The organism is Streptomyces sp. NPDC096079 (assembly GCF_040303145.1).
Taxonomy (GTDB): domain Bacteria; phylum Actinomycetota; class Actinomycetes; order Streptomycetales; family Streptomycetaceae; genus Streptomyces.
Genome location: NZ_JBEOST010000028.1, coordinates 54906 through 73748, shown reverse-complemented (window position 1 = coordinate 73748; position 18843 = coordinate 54906). Strand labels below are relative to the sequence as shown.

Sequence of the window (18843 nt, the reverse complement as noted above, 5' to 3'; positions counted from 1 at the left end):
CGCCCCCTGCCTCTCCTTCGCTCCCCCAACCCCCCCGCGTCCGCGTTGCCCCCTCCCCGGGCGACCCATTACCCCCCCCCCCCCCCCCGCCGGGGCCCCCCCCCCCCCCCCCCCCCCCCCGGTGTATTCCGGCTTGGCGGAATCTTTATCGGTGGCATATGTCACCCGCCGTCAACCCCTCCTTACGGTCGCGTAGGTCACATCCGAAGGGGAAGGATGTGCTCCCGTGGCAGACGATTCGAGATCAACAGACAAGAACGCATTCGGGTCGTACGCGGCGATCGGTGACAGCTTCACCGAGGGCGTCGGAGACCCCGGGCCCGACGGGACGTACGTCGGCTGGGCGGACCGCTTCGCGGTGCTGCTCGCCGACGAGCTGCCGGAGCACGACGCCTTCCGCTACGCCAACCTGGCCGTACGCGGGCGCCTTCTCGACCAGATCGTGGCGGAACAGGTCCCCCGGGCGAAGGAACTCGCCCCCGACCTGGTGACCTTCTGCGCGGGCGGCAACGACATCATCCGCCCCGGGACGGACCCCGACGAGGTCGCCGAGCGCTTCGAGCGCGCCGTCGCCGACCTCACCTCCGCCGTCGGCACCGTCATGGTGACCACCGGCTTCGACACCCGCGACGTGATCCTCCTCAAGCACCTGCGCGGCAAGATCGCCACGTACAACGGTCACGTCCGGGCCATCGCGGACCGCTACGGCTGCCCGGTCCTCGACCTGTGGTCGCTGAAGTCCGTCCAGGACCGGCGCGCCTGGGACGACGACCGGCTGCACCTCTCGCCGGAAGGGCACACCCGCGTCGCCCTGCGCGCCGCCCAGGTCCTCGGCCTGCCGGTGCCCGCCGACCCCGACCAGCCCTGGCCGCCGGAGCCGCCGCGCGGCACGCTCGAAGTGCGGCGCGACGACATCCACTGGGCCAGGGAGTACCTGGTGCCCTGGATCGGGCGCCGGCTGCGCGGCGAGAGCTCGGGCGACCACGTCGAGGCGAAGCGCCCGGACCTCATGCCCCTGTGACGGGCGGCGCGAGGGTCACGGACAGTGCGGCCGTGACCGGCGGCGCGGCGGGGATCCGTTCCAGGACGCCGCCCGCGAACACGTCGTACAGCGGCAGCGTCTCCAGGTGGACGTAGCCGATGTGACAGTCGCAGACGGCGAGGGGACAGGCGCGGGGACGCAGGGCGGCGCGGTACGAGCCGTCGTACAGGTTCCCCAGCTCGGCCCTGACGAAGTGGCAGCGCCGCACCGTCCCCTCGCCGTCCACCGAGATCACCGACTCCCCGGTGCGGCACGGCAGCCCCGCCGAGCGGTGCGGATGCCGGCTGTACGGGAACAGCGGGTCGAGCTCCGTCCAGTCCTCCGCCTCCGCGTCCGTGTACGTGCGGCCCTCGGCCGCGTTCACCCACAGGTAGACGTGCGGCGGCAGCGCGGCCCGCAGCCGGCGGGCGTCCTCCCGGTGCTCGGGAAGACCGACCACCCCGACGCTGTACCGGACGCCGCGCTCCGTCAGCTCCCCGCACTTCGCGAGGAACCGCTCGAAGGGCGTCTGCCCCGGGTGGTACGTGCACCAGAGCGCCACGGCGTCCCGGTCCGCCCCGGCCAGCCACTCCGTCCGGCAGCTCAGGTTGGTCTGGATCGCCACCCGCTCCACGTGCGGCAGCCGGGACAGCTCGACCAGCGCACGCCGGTACCAGGAGCGGACCAGGCCCTCGCCCCACGGGGTGAACAGGATCCGCAGCCGGTCCCCGGTCCGCGCGGCGGCCCAGCCGGTGAACCGTTCCAGCGCCGCACGGTCCGCGCGCAGCTGCTCCCGGCTGTCCCGGCGCTTGGCGAAGGGACAGTACGGGCAGTCGAAGTCGCAGGACGAGAGCGGGCCGCGGTAGAGAACGGTGAGGTCCACGGCGGCCTACCTCGCCTCGTACGCGGCCATCGCGGCCCGCACGGCGGGGGAGAAGAGCTCGGGGCCGAGCCCGTCCGAGTGCGCCAGCCCCTCGGGCGAGAGCCGCAGCAGCCCCGCCGGGGCGTCCGCGTCCAGCCAGCCGTACTCCGCGAACCGGGCCAGCTCCGGGCCGAAGTCCGCGAACGGCGAGGACGCGAACCGCTCCTCGTACCCGGCGACCTCCATGCCCTCGGCCTGGAGCAGCGACTGCAGCAGATGACGGCGCCGCGCCTCGTCCCCGTCGACCGCCCGGCCCACCTCCGCGCGGGAGAAGTCCTCCGTCTCCGTGTACGCGTCGATGATCGAACGGATCTCCCGCATGTCGACGGCGTAGTCGAAGGAGTAGTGCAGCGCCGAGGTGTACGAGCGGGCGCCGCAGCCCAGGCCGATCATGCCGTCCGTCTGGCACGCGTAGTCGTCCGGGCCCGAGGGCCCGGCGTCCGTCCGGCGGAACATCCGCATCGACACCTGCTCGTAGCCGTGCGCGAGGAGGTGGTCCCGGCCGTACCGGTAGAGACGGAGCCGGCGCTCGTCCCACTCCCGGTCGGCGGCCGCCGGGTCCTGGATCCGGCCGAGACCGGTGAGCGGGCGCACGTACAGCGGATAGAGGTACAGCTCCTCGGGCCGCCAGGCCAGGGCCGCGTCCAGGGAGAGCCGCCAGGACCGCTCCGTCTGACCGTCGATGCCGTAGATCAGGTCGATGTTGAGCACGGGCACGCCGGTGTCCCGGATCCGGCCGAGCGCCGCCTCGACGTCCGCGCGGTGCTGCGGCCGGACCGCCGCCCGCGCCTCCGCCTCCACGAAGCTCTGCACGCCGATGCTGAGCCGGGTCGCGCCCCGCTCCGCGAGCAGCGCGAGCCGGTCGGCGGTCGCGGTCGCCGGGGAGGTCTCCACGGAGAGCGGCACCGCCCGCAGGTCCACGCCCATCCGCTTCTCGGCGATGTCGCAGAGCCGCTCCAGCTCGGCGGCGGTGAGGAAGGTGGGCGTGCCGCCGCCGAACGCGGCCGTCGCGAACCGCACCGGCGACGCGTCCCCGAGGGCCTCACGGACGGCGACGGCCTGGCGGTCGAGGGCGTCGAGATAGCGGGTGGTCAGCTCGTCCGGGGCGCCGATCCGGGTGAAGAGGTTGCAGAAGCCGCAGCGGACCTCGCAGAACGGAACGTGCGCGTACAGGGAGAGCGCGTCCTTCGGCTCCCCGGCCCAGAGCGCGGCCAGCCCGGGGCGCCCGGGGAGCGCGCGGTACGCCGTCTTGTGCGGGTAGGCGTAGACGTAGCTCCGGTAGGGGCGGGGGACGCCGGTCACGCCCCGGAGCGGGTGAGGGGTTCCGGTCACGCCGTCGCCTCGCTCTCGGGTCCCGGGATCACGAACTGCGCGTAGGGCACGGTCCACACGACCTCGTGGCCCAGCCGGTGCCCGGTGAAGCCGTCCTCCCCGTACGCGGTGCCGTGGTCGGAGCACACGATCGCGAAACAGGGCCGCCGCGCGCCCATCGCGGCGAAGAGCCGCCCGATGTGGCGGTCGACGTACTCCAGGGCCGCCGCGTGGGTCTCCCGGGAGTCGCCGGCCTCACGGGTCGCTCCGGGCAGATGGAACCAGTTGGGCTGGTGCAGCGCGGACACGTTGACGAAGAGGAAGAGACGCTCCTCGGGGGGCAGCCCCGTGACGACCTCCTCGACCCGCTCGACCTGGGACTCGAAGGAGCTGGGGGAGGCGACGCCGAAGGACGGCTCCCAGTGGCTCTCCCCGAACAGGCCGGGGAGCACGGAACCGAGCGGCGGCTGCTTGTCGAAGAAGCCCACCCCGCCGACGCAGACCGTCCGGTACCCCTCCCGCGCGAGGGCGGTGACGAAGTCGGGGGTGTCGTGGACCCAGGTGCCGTCGGCCGTCGACTCGCTGCCCGCGAAACGGGCCGCGAACAGCCGCGGGTGAGGCCCCTGGGCCGCCGGCGTCGGCAGGAAGCCGGCGAAGATCGCCTGATGGGAGGCGTACGTGAAGCTCCCGGGCGCGTGCCGCCGCTCCCAGACGCCGCCGGGGAGGTGGCGCGCCAGGTTCGGGATGCGGCCCTCGGCCGCGAGCTCCGCCGCCACGTCGTACCGGAGGGTGTCGAGGGTGACCAGGAGCAGGTCGTGGCTGCCGACGATCGCGTTCATGTCGGGCTTGTTCACGTGGTGCTCGTTCCTGTGGTGCTTGTTCCTGTGGTGCGTGCTCTCGCGGTGCGGGTGGTGCGGGTCCGGGGGAACTGCGCCGCGACCTGGGCCCCGTACGTGTCGAGGCCCTCGGCGCCGCTTCCCGGCAGGCCCGTCAGTCCGGGCAGCAGATCGCCGAAGGCGTTCACCTCGCCCACGGCGAACCGGCGCCAGCCGCTCGCCGGCAGCAGGTCGACGCCGACGCAGCGGGTGCCGGGGAAGGCGGCGGCGGCCCGCTCGCACACCCCGAGCGCGTCCTCCCAGCGGCCCCCGGCCGCGGCGATCGCCGCCCGGGCGGCGTCCAGATCGCCCCGGGCGCCGCCCAGGTGCAGATTGGTCATCGGGGAACGGCTGGTGCGCAGCACGGCGTGGGTGGCGTGCCCGTCGATCACCACCACCCGCAGGTCGGCGGCCCGGCCGCCCTGGGTGGCCTTCGGCAGCCAGCGCTCGACGTGCAGGCCGTCGGGCGCCAGGGCGTCCACGATCGAGGCGACCTCACGCTCACTCGTATAGCGCCGGACCCGCAGGGAGTTGAAGAGCCCGCCGTCCGCTCCGCGCTCCACGGACGTGGTGGCCTGGAACCGGCCCGTGCCGTTCGTCTCCACCGCGAGCACCCCCGAGGCGGAGGAGCCGTGCGCGAGCTTGACGAACACCCGGCGCAGACCCGCGCCGGCGGTCAGCGCCCTGACGTCCGCCCAGCCGCGCACCGGCGGGGCCCCGGGCCCCGAGGTCGGCGACTCGGGCACCGGCACACCGGCGGCCCGCAGCAGACCGTGGGCCAGGCGCTTGTCGAACAGCGCCGCGAGCTCGGCCGGGTCGTCGACCAGCACGGCACCCGCCGCCGCGACGGAGCGGCCGAGACCCGCCACGGCGGCGGTGAACCGCTCGTACCAACGGCCGGTGCCCTCGACCCGGGCCGGATCGTCGACCCCGCGCAGCAGCCGGTCGGCATCCGGGTCCTCGCCGGGGGAGTCCAGCCGTACGGTCTCGCCCGCGGCGAACGTGGCCCGGCCCCCGAGCACGTCCGGCCACGACACGGCCCGCGCCCCGGGCAGCCCGGCGTTCCGCAACGCGTCCTGGAAGAACGCGACGCGACGGCCCGCCGGATCACCGACGACGACGAGGCGCGGTGCGGAGGTCATTCGGCGACCGCGACATAGCGCCAGACGTCACCGTCGCCGTCGTCCTCCGCCTCCTGCGCGTCGTCGAGGTCGACGGTCACGCCGTGCGGGACGAGCGCGGCGCGGACCCGCTCGCACATCGCCGCCGACAGGTAGTGGTGGGAGAGGTCGAGGTGGGTGAGGTGGGTCAGCGGCCGCCCGTCGAGCAGGGCCGCCGCGCCCTCGTCGGTGAGCACGCCCATGGACAGGTCGAGCCGCTCGATCCGGGCGACGACGGGCGCGTCCGCGACGGCGGCGGCCACGGCGTCCTGGATCACGCTGTCGCACAGTCCCAGGTCGCGCAGGGCGGGGAAGGCCGTGCCGGCGAGCAGCGGCGCCAGGTCGTCGGGGGTGCTGTCACCGCCGTACTCGTCGGTGCCGAGCCAGAGCTCCAGCTTCTCCAGGGCGGGCAGGTCGCTGCCCACGATGCCGCGCACCACGTCGGCGGGGAGACCGCCGGTCTGCACGACCAGGGCCCGCAGACCGGTGTGGCGGACCGACGGGAACGCCAGCTCCGTACCACCGCGCACCCCGAACTCCGCGAGCGCCGGATAGGCGGTGAGGAGCGGTGTCACGTCGGACTGGACGATCCAGGAGATCTCGCAGTCCTCGCCGGTCATGTCGCCGAGGAAGACCGCCTCAAGGCCGGTCAGACGGTCGTTGGCGCCGATCAGCGCGGTCACGATGTCGGCGGACGAGTTCTCGTAGGCCTCGTCCCAGCCGCCGACGACCAGCGCGCGCACCCGCGCCGTGTCGACCGTCTTCAGGAAGCGTTCGAACTGCGGCTCCCACAGCTCGTCCTCGGGGTCGGAGTACGTCGGCGCGGAGACGCGCCAGGCGACCGAGTCCGGTGCGGGCAGCTCGACCCGTGCGTCCGCGCCCGGGAAGTCGAACACGGGCAGGCCGTGGAATTCCTGCAGGTGGGTGCCAACGGTCATGGCGGTGCTCCAGACAACATCGGGGTGGGCCGGCTGACGGAGCAAGTTCTACCAAGCGGCACCGACAACGCCCCCTGCCGGGTCACACGTTCCCCGCCCCAGGACCAGGAGCGCGTCCCGACGCACCGGCGCCTCCGGGGCCCGGCCGTACGACGGCGTCGACGTGAAGGGGGGCCGGGGTGGTCGGGCCGCTCGTTCGGGTGTGCCTGCGTGCCCGGGACCCGGCGCGGTTGGTGCGGAGAGGTGAAGGGAGTCGGTGGGGCAGGAGTGGCGCGTGGGCGGGGACGGCGCCGGGTGCTGGGATGTGCCCGCCGGAGCCCCGGCGCCCCCCGTCTCCGAAGGACTGCCCGTGACGATCCGTCTGCCCCGCGCCGCCCGTACCGCCCGACTCCTCGCCGCCACCGCCGTGCTCGGCGGCCTCCTCGCCGGCACCGCGGCCCCCGCCCTCGCCGCCGTGCCCGAGCGGTCCGGTCTCCGCGCCGCCGCCCCGGAGACCGCCACGGTCACCGTCACGGGCAACGGCCGCGCCTCCGCCGCACCCGACCTGGCGATCGTGTCGGTCGGGGTCGAGGTCGCCCGTCCGACGGCGAAGGAGGCCATGGCGGCGCAGGCCACGGCGGCCGAGGCGCTGCTCGACGTCCTGCGCAGGCAGGAGATCGAGGACCGGGACATCCGCACCGACAGCCTCTCGCTGACCCCGGTCTACACCCAGACCAAGGACGGGGACAGCAAGGTGACGGGCTACCAGGCGGCGCAGTCCTTCTCCGTGAAGGTCCGTGTCATCGACAGGACCGGCCAGCTCGTCGGCGCCGTGAACGACGCCACCGGAAGCGCGGGCCGGGTCAACGGCGTCGTCTTCGACGTCGCCGACCCCTCGGCGCTGCGGGCGAGGGCCCGGGAGGCCGCCTACCGTGACGCGTACGACAAGGCCGCGCAGCACGCCCGGCTGAGCGGTCACCGGCTGGGCCGGCTCGTCTCGCTCAGCGAGGGCGAGTCCGTACGCCCCGGCCCCGGCGCGGCGGCCCCCGGCGTCTCGGCGGACGAGCCGAGCGTCCCCCTGGCACCGGGTGAGATCGAGGAGCAGGTCACGGTGTCGGCGGTGTACGAGCTGGTCTGACGGGGGCCCCGCCGGGCGGCTGCCCCTCCTCGGTGCCCGGGTCCCCGGCCGGGAGGTCCAGCTCCCGGGCCAGGGCCTCGTCCGCCCAGCGGAGCATCGCGGTGCGGGAGAGGGAGCCCGGGTAGGCCGTCGTCTGGACCGCGAGGCCGTCGAGGAAGGCGGTGAGCCGCCAGGCCGCCGCGGCCGGGTCCGCGCACCGGAACTCGCCGGCGGCCACCCCCTCCTCGACGACCCGGGCCAGGGCGGCCTTCCACTCCTGGTCGAGGGAGCCGGCGACCCGGCGCAGCTCCGGGTCGCGCAGCGAGACCGCCCAGCCCTCGATCCACAGCCGCCACCCCTTGGCCTGGCCGGTCGGGGCGTACCAGCGCACCGCGGCCTTCAGCCGCCGCACCGCCGTGGAGCGCCGGCCGAGGATGCGTCGCAGCTGGGCGAGGTCGGCCTCGGCGGCGTGCGCGAAGGCGGCGGCGACCAGCTGCTCCTTCGACGAGAAGTGGTAGAGCACGAGCGCGTTGCTCACTCCGAGCGCGGCGGCGACGTCGGAGATGCGGACGGCCGCGACACCGCGTGCCTCGATCTGTTCGACGGCGGCCGTCAGGAGCTCGTCCCGCCGCTCGGCCACGCTCAACCGCACTCTCGCCACGCCGTGCAGCCTACACAGCACGTGACAAGGGCATGATCGCCGACGGCTGCGGCGCGTGTCGGGTTCAGTACCAGCCGTAGCGTTCCGCGATGACGGGCAGCCGCTCGTCCACCAGCGCGTGCGCCGCCGCGCGCGGGGTGACGCCGTCCGCCTCCGCCCGGTCGAGCACGCCGCCGACGAGGGCCCGCATCGAGCGCCGTACCCGGTCGAAGGCCTGGTCCGCGTCCGCGCCGATGTCTCCGAAGAGCGTCCACCACCACCAGGCGTTGGTGCACGAGTTCACGACCACGTCCGGCAGCACGGTCACCCCGCGCGCGGCGAGCGCCCTCTCGGCCTCCGGCAGGACCGGCATGTTGGCCGCCTCGGCGATCCAGCGGGCGGTGATCCGGTCCTGGTCCGCGGGGCCGATCGCGTACGAGACGGCCGCGGGGACCAGGACCTCGGCGTCCGCCGAGAGCCAGGCGTCGCCGGGCTCCTCGCGGTCGCCGGGCCGCAGCGCGGAGCGGTCGACGGTGCCGTGGGCGTCCCGGGCGGCGAGGAGCGCCTCGACGTCGAGACCGTCGGGGTTCGTGACCGTGCCCCGGACGTCGGCCACGGCGACGACCCGCAGCCCGGCCCGGGCGAGGAAGCGGGCGGTCGCCCCGCCCATGGTGCCGAGGCCCTGCACGGACACCCGGGTCCCGGCGTACGGCCGTCCGGCCCGGTCGAGGGCGACGAGGACGGACTCGGCGACCCCGAGGCCGCCGACCAGCTCGTCCAGGCCGATGCCGTCCACCTCGACGGCGAACGCGTCGGCGAGCCGCTTCCGGGCCTCCGCCTCGTCCTCCAGGAGCGGGTACACGGCCTGGACGGAGGAGACGAGCCCGGCTTCCGCCACGGCGCGGTCCACCAGGTCCTGGGTGAGCCCGAGGTCCTCCCCGGTGGTCCAGAACCGCTCGACGTACGGCCGCATCGCGCGCAGGTAGCGCACGAGCACCCCGTACGCCTCCGGGGAGCGGGGGTCGCAGTCGATGCCGCCCTTGGCGCCGCCCAGCGGGACGTACCGCGCGGTCGGGTCGTAGTGCAGGGCCTCCTTCATGGTCATGCCGCGGGCGAGCCCGGCGACCTCCTCGGCCGTGCACCCTTCCCGCATCCGGAGCCCGCCGCTGGCCACTCCGCGCACCAGCCGGTCGACCACCAGGTGGCCGCGGCGTCCGGTCACGTGGTCGGTCCAGCCGATGGTCAGCAGGGGGGCGGGGCTCATCCGGTCTCCTCGGGTCGTACTGAACGGTGGTTCAGTATGACCGACCGCTCGGCACTCTCCGCCGCGGGCCGCCCATAATGGAACGATCCCCAGAGATCAGGAGGTCCTGTGACCGGTACCGGCTCCGACCGTTCGCCACGGGCCCGGCTGCGCGCGCTGCGCCCGGAGTCCTTCGGCGCGGATCCCGCGGGTGAGCGCCTCGCCCGGATCCGCCGCTCGCCGAACTTCGCGGACGGCGTCTTCCAGAACCCCGAACCGGCGCGACGCGGTCCCTCCGGGTCCGGCATCGAGTTCGCCAAGACCTACTTCGAGAAGGAGGGGCGAGCGCGCCGAGCCCCCACCGGCGCGATCCCCGTCCACCCCACCACCCTCGCCGACCTGGCGAAGGCCCCGGCCACGGGCCTGCGCCTGACCTGGATGGGGCACTCCGGCGTCCTCGCGGAGATCGACGGCCGGCGGGTCCTCTTCGACCCCGTCTGGGGCGACCGCTGCTCCCCGTTCCCCTTCGCCGGGCCCAAGCGGCTCCACCCCGTGCCCGTGCCGCTCGCCGCGCTCGGCCCGGTCGACGTGGTCGTGATCTCCCACGACCACTACGACCACCTCGACCTGCCGACGATCAAGGCGCTGGCCGGCACCGACACGCTGTTCGCGGTGCCGCTGGGCGTCGGGGCGCACCTGGAGCACTGGGGCGTGGCCGCCTCCCGGCTGCGCGAGCTGGACTGGAACGAGTCCACCGAGATCGGCGAACTGAAGCTCACGGCCACCCCCGCCCGGCACTTCTGCGGGCGCGGCCTGCGCAACACGCAGCACACGCTCTGGGCGTCCTGGGTCGTGGAGGGCCCCGCCCACCGGATCTTCCACAGCGGCGACACCGGGTACTTCTCCGGCTTCGAGGACATCGGCGCCGCCCACGGCCCCTTCGACGCCACCATGATCCAGATCGGCGCGTACTCGGAGTTCTGGACCGACATCCACATGACACCGGCCGAGGGCGTCCGCAGCCACCTCGATCTGCAGGGAGGCGCCCCGGGCGGGGTGCTGCTGCCGATCCACTGGGGCACGTTCAACCTGGCTCCGCACGCCTGGGCCGAGCCGGGGGAGTGGACGAGGGACGCGGCCGAGGAGGTCGGCCAGGCGGTGGCCTTCCCCCGCCCCGGCGAGCCCTTCGAGCCCGCGGGGAAGCTGCCCGGCGAGTCCTGGTGGCGAGCGGTGTCCCGCCCGATCGAGCGCCCGTGGCGCCGGCCCCGGCCTGCCGGCGTCGGGACGGAGCAGCGCAGCGAGGACCTCGACCTCGCGGGCGACCGCTGACACCGCCCGGCGGTCCCCTCCGCGGGCCGTCGGGAAGCGGGACGCGGCCCGCCCTCGGGAGGCGGGGCACGGGTCGCCCGGTCCGCGCGGAGGGGTGAGCGAACACGTGCGAAGCCCGTGCGTGTCGTGATCTCAGGTCAGATGTCCTGCTCCTCGGGGCCGTTGTACGGCCCGGCCCGCGTTCCGATGGCCGGGCCGTGCGCAGTCGCACAGCTGCGAACCCCTACCCTGGTGCCCGCCGGATGGCGGAACGCGAACAGTGCGACGAACGGGATGTGACAGGTGACGGGGGCGAACGGCGCCGATCTGGTCGGCGAGGTTCTGGGCGGGCGCTACCGCGTGACCGCGACGATCGGACGCGGTGGCATGGGCGTGGTCGCCCGGGCGGTGGACCAGGTGCTGAACCGCGAGGTCGCCGTCAAGGTCCTGCGGGCCTACACCGACGCGTCCCCGGAGGAGCTGGCCGACCTGCGGGTCCGGATGCGGCGGGAGGCGCAGGCCGCCGCCCGCATCCGCCACGGCGGCGTCGTCACGGTGCACGACGTGGTCGAGGAGAAGGGGCTGCCGGTCATCGTCATGGAGCTGGTCGACGGACCTTCCCTCGACGACGTGCTCGGAGAGCGCGGCGCACTGGAGCCCCGGGAAGCGGCCGCCATCGGTGCCAAGCTGATGGACGCGCTCGACGCGGCGCACCGGGCCGGGATCCTGCACCGGGACGTGAAGCCCGGCAACGTCCTCCTGGAGCGCGGGGGCCGGGTCGTGCTCACCGACTTCGGCATCGCCAGCATGGAGTCCTCCGGCGACGAGGCCGCGGCCAGGCTGACCCAGAGCGGTCAGATCGTCGGATCCCTCGACTATCTGCCGCCGGAGCGCGCGCAGGGCCAGGTGCCGGGTGCCGCCTCGGACATCTGGGCGCTCGGCATGACCCTGTACGCGGCGGTGGAGGGCGCCGCCCCCTTCCGCCGTACGTCGGTGTGGTCCACGCTCGCGGCGATCGTCAACGAACCGCTGCCGGAGCCCCGCCGTGCCGGGCCGCTCACCCCGGTGCTGCGGGCGCTGATGGACAAGGACCCGCTGCGGCGGCCCGACGCCGCGCAGGCACGCGAGATGCTGGAGGCCGTCGCCGCGGGCGCGTACCCCGCGCCGGCGCCCCAGCCCGGCATGACACAGGGCTTCGGCCCCGCCGCCGCGCCGCACTCCCCGCCCGTCGGCGGGCCGCACTCCCCGCCCGCCGCCGCGCCGCACTCCCCGCCCGCCGTCCCCCAGGGCTCAGCCGCCCCCCAGGGCTTCGGGTCAGCCCCGCCGCAGGGCTTCGGGCCCGCCCCCCAGTCCGTCGCCCCGGCGCCCGCCCCCCAGTCCGTCGCCCCGGCGCCCGCCCCCCAGTCCGTCGCCCCGGCGCCCGCCCCCCAGTCCGTCGCCCCGGCGCCCGCGCCCCAGCCCGTCGGCGCGTTCGGTGCCCCTCCGTCCGGTGGCGGCGGCCGGCCCGGCTCATCCGCCGGGCACCCGCACCGCGCCGAGACCCGGGCCACCACGGTCAGGGCCCGGCGCCGGCGTCACCGCACGGTCGTCGCGGTGGCGGCGGCGACCGTCCTCGTCTGCGGCGGCGTCGCCTACGCGCTGATGAACACGCGGGGCGCCGAGGGCGGCGACGACGCGCTCCCCGCGGTGAGCGCCACCGCCCATGGGCCCGGCGCGGGAGGCCCCTCCGACGGCCGGACCTCCCCGGGGGACCTGACGTCCATGAGCCCCGGCGGGACGCCGTCCGGCACGCCGGGAGGGGAGCCGTCCGGCACCCCCGGCGCGACGCCCTCCGGCACCCCCTCGAAGAAGGGCGGCACAGCGGAGCCGGGCCGCACGTCCGCGCCCGGCGGCGGTGGCGGCAAGCCGAGCGCCGGCCCGTCGGCCTCTCCGGAGACGGAGCCCAGCGCCACCACGAAGGAGCCCACGCCGGTGTCGACGGCGTGCACCGGCTGGGCCCACTCCAACCGCAGCGACGGTTACGGCCGCGCGTCCCGGAACACCCACCTCTACAGCGGGCCGTACGCCGACTGCTCCACCGTGATCGCGCTCGCCTCCGGCACCAAGGTCTACTACCACTGCGCCGTCACCAACGCCCATGGCAATAAGTGGATCTACGCCCGTATCGCGGGCACGGAGACCGAAGGCTGGGTGTTCGGTGACAAGTCGACCCTCGACAGCGGGACGCTCGCCGGCTGCTAGCCGTCGCCCCGGCGACTCTCACCGACTGTTACCGGCCGATTGCGGGTGCGACGGGACGCGGGGCCGGGTAGGTGCGGGTCACTCGGGGTGAGCGCCGGGCGGCGGGCCCCGCACGCGCACCGGGCGCACCCCCGGACGGGGGGACGGTGCGGGCCTCCTGCGAGGGATTCCGGTCGCGGCTGATTTCCGCAGAGGGCGGAGGCGTGAGGACGCCTCCGCCCTCTTCCGTTCCCACGTCCGGAGGCCCTGCGCGGCCCCGAGATCGACTTTCGGCCAGTCGTTCTCGGCCTGTCGAGTGAGGGGCGATACCAGAGCGGCCCGGACTACGGGTAAGTTTGCCAACTGCGCACCGCACATGAACGGTTGACGACTACAGTGTGTGGTTGATGATCATCGATAGGCTCATCGAACGTCTGTAGAACACCTCCCCCGTAGACCCCCTGCAGAACGCCCCCGCAGTACGCCGATTCCTGGGCACGTACCAAGGACACTCATGTCTCAACTTCGCGCACCCGCCTCGCGGTCCGATCGACGCGAGGGCGGACGGCACGGCCGGCCAGGCGCCCGCTCCGCCGCCGGTACCCACAGCGACCCCCCGGCGCAGACCGCCGCGCGGCTCCCCGCGGAAACCCGCATACGCCCCCAACTCCTGCGTACCTCCGTGCTCCCCGCCGTGGCGGTCGCCCTCGGCGGGGCGGCCGCCGTCCTCTTCACCCTCCGCTCCACCGGCGCCGGCCCCACCCCCGGGGTCTGGGCCGCGCTCACCGGAGCCGCCGCCCTGACGGTCGCCTCCGTGACGGCCGCCGCGCTCGGCGCGGACCGGGCCGCCAAGGCCGTCCTCGACCGCTGCAACGCCCTGCGTCGCTCCAGCACCCAGGCCCAGAGCGAACTCCGTACGATCCTCGAACAGTTGCGCAAGGGTGAGGCGCCCGCGCCCCGCCCCGTACAGCCGACGACGGCCGCATCGGGCGACGAATTCGACCTGCTGTCGCAGGAGTTGACGCGCTCCCACGAGGCGGCCGTGGCGGCCGTCGTGCAGGCGTCGCGCCTCTCCAGCAGCGTCGGGAACGAACAGAAGGTCGAGGTCTTCGTCAACCTCGCCCGGCGCCTGCAGTCCCTGGTCCACCGCGAGATCCAGCTCCTCGACGAGCTGGAGAACGAGGTCGAGGACCCGGAGCTGCTCAAGGGCCTGTTCCACGTCGACCACCTGGCCACCCGCATCCGCCGCCACGCCGAGAACCTCGCCGTGCTCGGCGGCGCCATCTCCCGCCGCCAGTGGTCGAGCCCGGTCACCATGACCGAGGTGCTCCGCTCCTCCATCGCCGAGGTCGAGCAGTACCCGCGGGTGAAGCTCGTCCCCCCGATCGACGGTACGCTCCGGGGCCATGCCGTGGCCGACGTCATCCACCTCCTCGCCGAACTCGTCGAGAACGCGACGCTGTTCTCCGCGCCGCACACCACGGTCCTGCTCCGCGCCCAGTACGTCACGGCCGGTCTCGCGATCGAGGTCGAGGACCGGGGCCTGGGCATGCCCGTCACCGAGCAGAACAAGATGAACGCCCTGCTCGCCGACCCCGACCAGGTCAACGTCGCGCACCTGCTCCAGGACGGCCGCATCGGACTCTTCGTCGTCTCGGCGCTCGCCCGCCGGCACGGCATCGCCGTCCGCCTCCAGTCGAACATCTACGGCGGCGTCCAGGCCGTCCTCGTGCTCCCGCAGGGCCTCCTCGGCTCGGACCCCGAGGGCCTCGCCCAGCACGAGCGCCAGACCGCCGCGACCGCCGGCTCCTCGGCGATCCCGCCCGGCCAGGTGCAGATGCAGCCGCAGCCCGCGGTCGCGCCCCCCGCGACGGCCCCCGGCCACGTCCCCGCCCAGGCCCCGATGCCGGCCCCGGCTCCGTCCGCCATGCCGAGCCAGGCCCCGGCCCCGGTCGCGGCGCACACCCCCGGCCACCTCACCGGCCACCCGCAGCAGACCGTCCCGGCGGCCATGGGTGCAGCGGTCACCCCGAGCGGCCCCACGGCGGCCATGGGCGCGACGATCGCCCCCGTACCCCCGTCCGTCCCGTCGCCCTCCCCGGAGCGGGCCACCGCCCGCCACGAGGAGACGCAGGCCCCCGGCGCGCACCCGTACCCCCGTACGAGCGCGCGGCCCGGCGGATACGGGGACGCCGGTCACGCCCCCGTCGCCCCCGCCCAGCCGGCCGGCGGTGGACACCAGGGCCCGCCCGACCACCTGCTCGCGCCGCTCCCGCCGGCCCCCCGTGCCGAGGCCGACGGCCGGCCCCTGCTCCCCAAGCGGCGCGCCCAGGAGCACATCGTCCCGCAGCTGCGCGACGAGCCCGTGGCCCGCAAGACGGAGGAGCACGCCCTGCACGACCCGGGCCTGATGGCCGCGTTCCAGCGCGGCATCGGCCTCGCCGAATCCCAGCCCGCCCCCCATGAATCGCTGCGTCCCGGCGACGCGCACAAGGAGTAGATCACCATGGCGAGCAATGTGCCGACCGGCCATTCCTCGGATCTCGACTGGCTGCTCAGCGGCCTGGTCCAGCGGGTCCCCTACACCCGCAACGCCGTCCTGCTCTCCTCCGACGGTCTCGTGAAATCCGTGCACGGCCTCGACCCCGACGCCGCCGACCACATGGCGGCCCTCGCCTCCGGGCTCTACTCGCTCGGACGCAGCGCGGGCGCCCGGTTCGGCGACGGCGGCGAGGTCCGCCAGGTCGTCGTGGAGCTCGACTCCACCCTCCTGTTCGTCTCCACCGCGGGCTCCGGCACCTGCCTGGCCGTCCTCGCCGGCCGCGAGGCGGACGCCGCCGTCCTCGGCTACGAGATGGCGATGCTCGTCAAGAGCGTCCGGCCCTACCTGGTCACCCCCGCACGGCAGGCCGCCGGCGCGGTGGGCGGCCACGGGCAGTAGACGTGACGTCTCATCAGGAAGGACCCTGGCTCGACGACGCGGCCGGGCGGCTGATCCGCCCGTACACCGTGAGCGGCGGCCGGACCAAGCCCACCACCGCACTGGACCTGCTGTCCATGGTGATGGCGACCGGATCCACCCCGCAGGCGCACATGGGCCCCGAGCACAGCCTGGCCCTCGGGCTGTGCGACGGGCCCACCTCGGTGGCCGAGATCGCGGCGCACTTACGGCTCCCGGCCGTCGTCACCAAGGTCCTGCTCTCCGACCTCGTGGACTGCGGGGCGCTGACCGCACGCGCGCCCCGCTTCCACGCCAACCCAACCGACCGTTCCTTGCTGGAGGCAGTGCTCGATGGCCTACGACAACGGCTCTGAGCGCCACGACGGCTTCGCCACCGACCCCTTCCCCACCGCGCTCAAGATCCTGGTGGCGGGCGGGTTCGGAGTCGGGAAGACGACCCTCGTGGGCGCGGTCAGCGAGATCGAACCCCTGAGCACCGAGGAGCTGCTCACCTCGGTCAGCGCGGCCACCGACAGTCTGGAGGGCGTGGAGTCCAAGACCACGACCACCGTCGCCATGGACTTCGGCCGCATCACGCTCGACGACCGCCACGTCCTGTACCTGTTCGGCACCCCGGGCCAGGAGCGCTTCTGGTTCATGTGGGACGAGCTCTCCGAGGGCGCGCTCGGGGCGGTCGTCCTCGCCGACACCCGCAGGCTCCAGGAGTGCTTCTCCGCCGTGGACTTCTTCGAGCGGCGCGGGATCCAGTTCGTCGTGGCGGTCAACGAGTTCGACGGCGCCTACCGCTACGAACCGGACGAGATCCGCTCCGCCCTCGACCTCAAGCCGGAGGTGCCGGTCGTCCTGTGCGACGCCCGGATCTCCAGCTCCGGCATCCGCACCCTGCTGACCCTCGTCCAGCATCTGCTCACCACCATCCCGGACACCGTGCCGAGCTACGGAGCCACGCCATGACCTACGACCCGACCGGTCACCTCCTGCTGACCCCCATCGACAAGGAGGCGCCCGCCCGTGTGCAGCGGCTGCGCGAACTCGGTCTCGGGGAGCGGCCGGACCCGGCGTTCGACGACTTCGCCCACCGGCTCGCCGAGGTGACCGGCGCGCCGTTCTCGATGGTGAACTTCATCGACGAGAACCGTCAGTTCTTCGCGGGGCTGCACACCCCCGAGGGCACCCACTCCGGCAGCGACCTGGGCGCGGCCGCCGCGGGCGGTGGCGGCGTCGGCCGCTTCATGGCCCGCGACCACGGTTACTGCCCGCACGTGGTCGTGCGGCGCAAGGCGCTCGTCCTGGAGGACGTCTGCGACTACCCGCGCTTCGCGGGCAACCCGGTGGTGGACGAGATCGGCATCCGTTCCTACATGGGGGCGCCGCTGATCGACCGTACCGGCGTCGCCCTGGGCACCATCTGCGTGGTCGACACCGACGTCCGGCCGTGGGGGCGCGCCGGTCTGGAGACGATCAAGGCCATGGCGGCGGAGCTCATGGAGCAGATCAACCGTCGTGAGGACGGCATGTTCTGATCGCCCGTCACCGCCTGACCACCGCCGGGAGCCCCGGTACGGCCTCTGCCGTACCGGGGCTCCCGGCTCGTGGGGGTGGGTCAGGCGTGGACCGGGATCGGGAGGGAGTCGAGATCCGGCTCCGGCATCGGCTCCGGCGTGCGGACCAGCTCGGACAGCCGCTCCGACCAGCTGCCCTTGTCCTGGCCGAGGGCGACCTCGGCCAGCCGGAGGAGCTGGATGTCGGAGGTGCCGGCCGGGGCGAAGATGTGGTGCGCGTCCCGGAGGTAGCGCTCGATGGCCCGGTCGGTGAAGAGGCCCGCGGCGGCGTGGATCTCCATGGCGTTGCGGCCGGAGTCGATCGCCGACTCGACGTTGACGAGCTTGGCGTTCATCAGCTCGGTGTCGCAGGAGAGACCCTGGTCGAGCAGGTGCACGGCGTGGTACGCGGCGAGCCGGGCGGTCATCAGCCGGGACTGCATCTGGCCGAGCTTCAGCTTGACCGTGGGCAGGTCGTGGAGCGGCTTGCCGTAGCGGATGCGCTCGGAGGCGAACCGGGTGGTCTCCTCCAGGATCGCCCGGTGGATGCCGAGCGAGACGGCGGTGAGGTTGGCCCGTCCGTACAGCACGCTGGAGGAGTACGCGACGGCGAGGCCGTCGCCCTCGTCGCCGAGGCGGTTGGCGGCGGGCACCCGGCAGTTCTCGAAGATCAGCTCGCCGAAGCTGAAGCCGTGGAGGCCCATGGCCTGCTGCTGAGGACCGGTCCTGAACCCGGGGCGGTCGGCTTCGACCAGGAAGGCGGTGAGTCCCTTCGATCCCGGACCGGTCCTGACCACGACTCCGTGCAGATCGCCCACGTGGCTGTTGCCGACGTAGACCTTGCTGCCGTTGAGGACGTAGTCGTCGCCGTCCCGGACCGCGCTGGCGCTCATGCCGAGGACGTGGCCGCCGGACTCGGGCTCGGTGACCGCGATGGTCGGGAGGCAGGCGCCGGCGGCGATCTCCGGGAGCCAGGTCTTGCGCTGCTCCTCGCTGCCGAAGTGGACGATCTTGGCGGTCCCCAGCTGGGAGGCCTGGACCATGGCGCCCATGGCGCCGCTGACCCGGGAGAGCTCCTCGATGATGATCGTCTTGGCCAGATGACCGGCGCCCATGCCGCCGTACTCCTGGCCGATTGTCGCCCCCAGCCAGCCCTGCTCGGCGATCTTGCGGGACAACTCGTGGTGGACCGTCCGGGACGCCTCCATCTCGGCTATCCGGGGCCTGACCTCACGCTCCGCGAAGTCGCGGACGGTCTTCCTGAGCTCGTGATGCAGTCGGCTGCTGAAGTAGCTGTCCATCCGAGTCCTCACCTGCGAGTCGCCTGCCCGGCGGTTTTGTCCGAACAGGTGGTGCATCGGCAGTGGTCCCGTCCCGAACAGGCCGACCACAACATGGTGTTGATCTTTACGGACCGGATCAATATCGCCACCAAGTTTGTCTGAAACCGGAATGGTTGACGTTTGTTTCTGACTGTGTTTCACGAGGTCTCGGCCTGATCGATCGCCTCGGGAGTCATTTCCGCATGGTCGGGTTTCTGCCACGGGCCCATGGCGCCGAAGGGGTCGACGCCTGCCCGGCCGCCCCGGCGCGGACGCTCCGGGCG

General features: G+C 73.9%; 17 protein-coding genes. 9 read left to right on the top strand and 8 right to left on the bottom strand.

Annotated features, from left to right (window positions below; translation table 11 throughout):
• The first annotated feature begins 226 nt into the window (after positions 1–226).
• Positions 227–1021 carry an SGNH/GDSL hydrolase family protein gene (locus tag ABTY59_RS34205; RefSeq protein ID WP_352023017.1) on the top strand — a complete coding sequence of 265 codons (795 nt, stop codon included), beginning with the start codon at positions 227–229 and terminating at the stop codon, positions 1019–1021.
• Here ABTY59_RS34205 and ABTY59_RS34200 read toward each other — a convergent pair.
• Genes ABTY59_RS34200 through ABTY59_RS34180 form a run of 5 tightly spaced genes read right to left on the bottom strand, consistent with a single transcriptional unit; the run spans position 1008 to position 6227 of the window.
• A complete protein-coding gene (locus ABTY59_RS34200) occupies positions 1008–1904 on the bottom strand; it encodes an STM4011 family radical SAM protein (protein WP_352023016.1) in 897 nt (298 codons plus the stop codon). The genes ABTY59_RS34205 and ABTY59_RS34200 overlap by 14 nt on opposite strands.
• A gap of 6 nt (positions 1905–1910) precedes the next feature.
• Positions 1911–3275, bottom strand: a complete 1365-nt coding sequence (locus ABTY59_RS34195; protein WP_352023015.1) for an STM4012 family radical SAM protein — start codon at positions 3273–3275, stop codon at positions 1911–1913.
• Positions 3272–4093, bottom strand: coding sequence for an STM4013/SEN3800 family hydrolase (locus tag ABTY59_RS34190; RefSeq protein ID WP_352023019.1), 822 nt, complete (start codon positions 4091–4093; stop codon positions 3272–3274). The genes ABTY59_RS34195 and ABTY59_RS34190 overlap by 4 nt, the downstream gene beginning before the upstream one ends.
• Before the next feature lie 11 nt (positions 4094–4104).
• The gene (locus tag ABTY59_RS34185; RefSeq protein WP_352023014.1) at positions 4105–5271 is read right to left on the bottom strand and encodes an STM4014 family protein; all 1167 of its coding nucleotides are present in this window, start codon (positions 5269–5271) and stop codon (positions 4105–4107) included.
• Positions 5268–6227 (bottom strand): STM4015 family protein, encoded by a 960-nt coding sequence (locus tag ABTY59_RS34180; protein WP_352023013.1) that lies wholly within the window; start codon positions 6225–6227, stop codon positions 5268–5270. The genes ABTY59_RS34185 and ABTY59_RS34180 overlap by 4 nt, the downstream gene beginning before the upstream one ends.
• 349 nt (positions 6228–6576) lie before the next feature.
• Between ABTY59_RS34180 and ABTY59_RS34175 the strand changes: the two genes are divergently transcribed.
• Positions 6577–7344, top strand: a complete 768-nt coding sequence (locus ABTY59_RS34175) for an SIMPL domain-containing protein (RefSeq protein WP_352023012.1) — start codon at positions 6577–6579, stop codon at positions 7342–7344.
• On the opposite strand, the gene ABTY59_RS34170 is transcribed toward ABTY59_RS34175, so the two are convergent.
• Together ABTY59_RS34170 and ABTY59_RS34165 are read right to left on the bottom strand one after the other, a co-directional pair.
• A complete protein-coding gene (locus tag ABTY59_RS34170) occupies positions 7313–7984 on the bottom strand; it encodes a TetR/AcrR family transcriptional regulator (protein WP_352023011.1) in 672 nt (223 codons plus the stop codon). The genes ABTY59_RS34175 and ABTY59_RS34170 overlap by 32 nt on opposite strands.
• 64 nt (positions 7985–8048) lie before the next feature.
• Positions 8049–9227, bottom strand: coding sequence for a glutamate dehydrogenase (locus ABTY59_RS34165; protein WP_352023010.1), 1179 nt, complete (start codon positions 9225–9227; stop codon positions 8049–8051).
• 108 nt (positions 9228–9335) lie between these two features.
• On the opposite strand from ABTY59_RS34165, the gene ABTY59_RS34160 reads away from it, so the two are divergent.
• The 7 genes from ABTY59_RS34160 (at position 9336) to ABTY59_RS34130 (ending at position 17219) form a co-directional block, all read left to right on the top strand.
• On the top strand, positions 9336–10535 hold the full coding sequence (locus ABTY59_RS34160; RefSeq protein WP_352023009.1) for an MBL fold metallo-hydrolase: 1200 nt from the start codon (positions 9336–9338) through the stop codon (positions 10533–10535).
• A 366-nt stretch (positions 10536–10901) separates the two neighbouring features.
• Positions 10902–12755 carry a serine/threonine-protein kinase gene (locus ABTY59_RS34155; protein WP_502995464.1) on the top strand — a complete coding sequence of 618 codons (1854 nt, stop codon included), beginning with the start codon at positions 10902–10904 and terminating at the stop codon, positions 12753–12755.
• Between the two features lie 493 nt (positions 12756–13248).
• Positions 13249–15234 (top strand): ATP-binding protein, encoded by a 1986-nt coding sequence (locus tag ABTY59_RS34150; protein ID WP_352023007.1) that lies wholly within the window; start codon positions 13249–13251, stop codon positions 15232–15234.
• A 6-nt stretch (positions 15235–15240) separates the two neighbouring features.
• Positions 15241–15675, top strand: coding sequence for a roadblock/LC7 domain-containing protein (locus ABTY59_RS34145; protein ID WP_352023006.1), 435 nt, complete (start codon positions 15241–15243; stop codon positions 15673–15675).
• Positions 15676–15677: 2 nt separating this feature from the next.
• Positions 15678–16049, top strand: coding sequence for a DUF742 domain-containing protein (locus ABTY59_RS34140; protein ID WP_189806647.1), 372 nt, complete (start codon positions 15678–15680; stop codon positions 16047–16049).
• Positions 16027–16650 carry a GTP-binding protein gene (locus ABTY59_RS34135; RefSeq protein ID WP_352023005.1) on the top strand — a complete coding sequence of 208 codons (624 nt, stop codon included), beginning with the start codon at positions 16027–16029 and terminating at the stop codon, positions 16648–16650. The genes ABTY59_RS34140 and ABTY59_RS34135 overlap by 23 nt, the downstream gene beginning before the upstream one ends.
• A complete protein-coding gene (locus ABTY59_RS34130; protein WP_352023004.1) occupies positions 16647–17219 on the top strand; it encodes a GAF domain-containing protein in 573 nt (190 codons plus the stop codon). The genes ABTY59_RS34135 and ABTY59_RS34130 overlap by 4 nt, the downstream gene beginning before the upstream one ends.
• Before the next feature lie 80 nt (positions 17220–17299).
• Here ABTY59_RS34130 and ABTY59_RS34125 read toward each other — a convergent pair whose 3' ends face one another.
• Positions 17300–18538, bottom strand: a complete 1239-nt coding sequence (locus ABTY59_RS34125) for an acyl-CoA dehydrogenase family protein (RefSeq protein ID WP_352023003.1) — start codon at positions 18536–18538, stop codon at positions 17300–17302.
• Positions 18539–18843 lie beyond the last annotated feature (305 nt).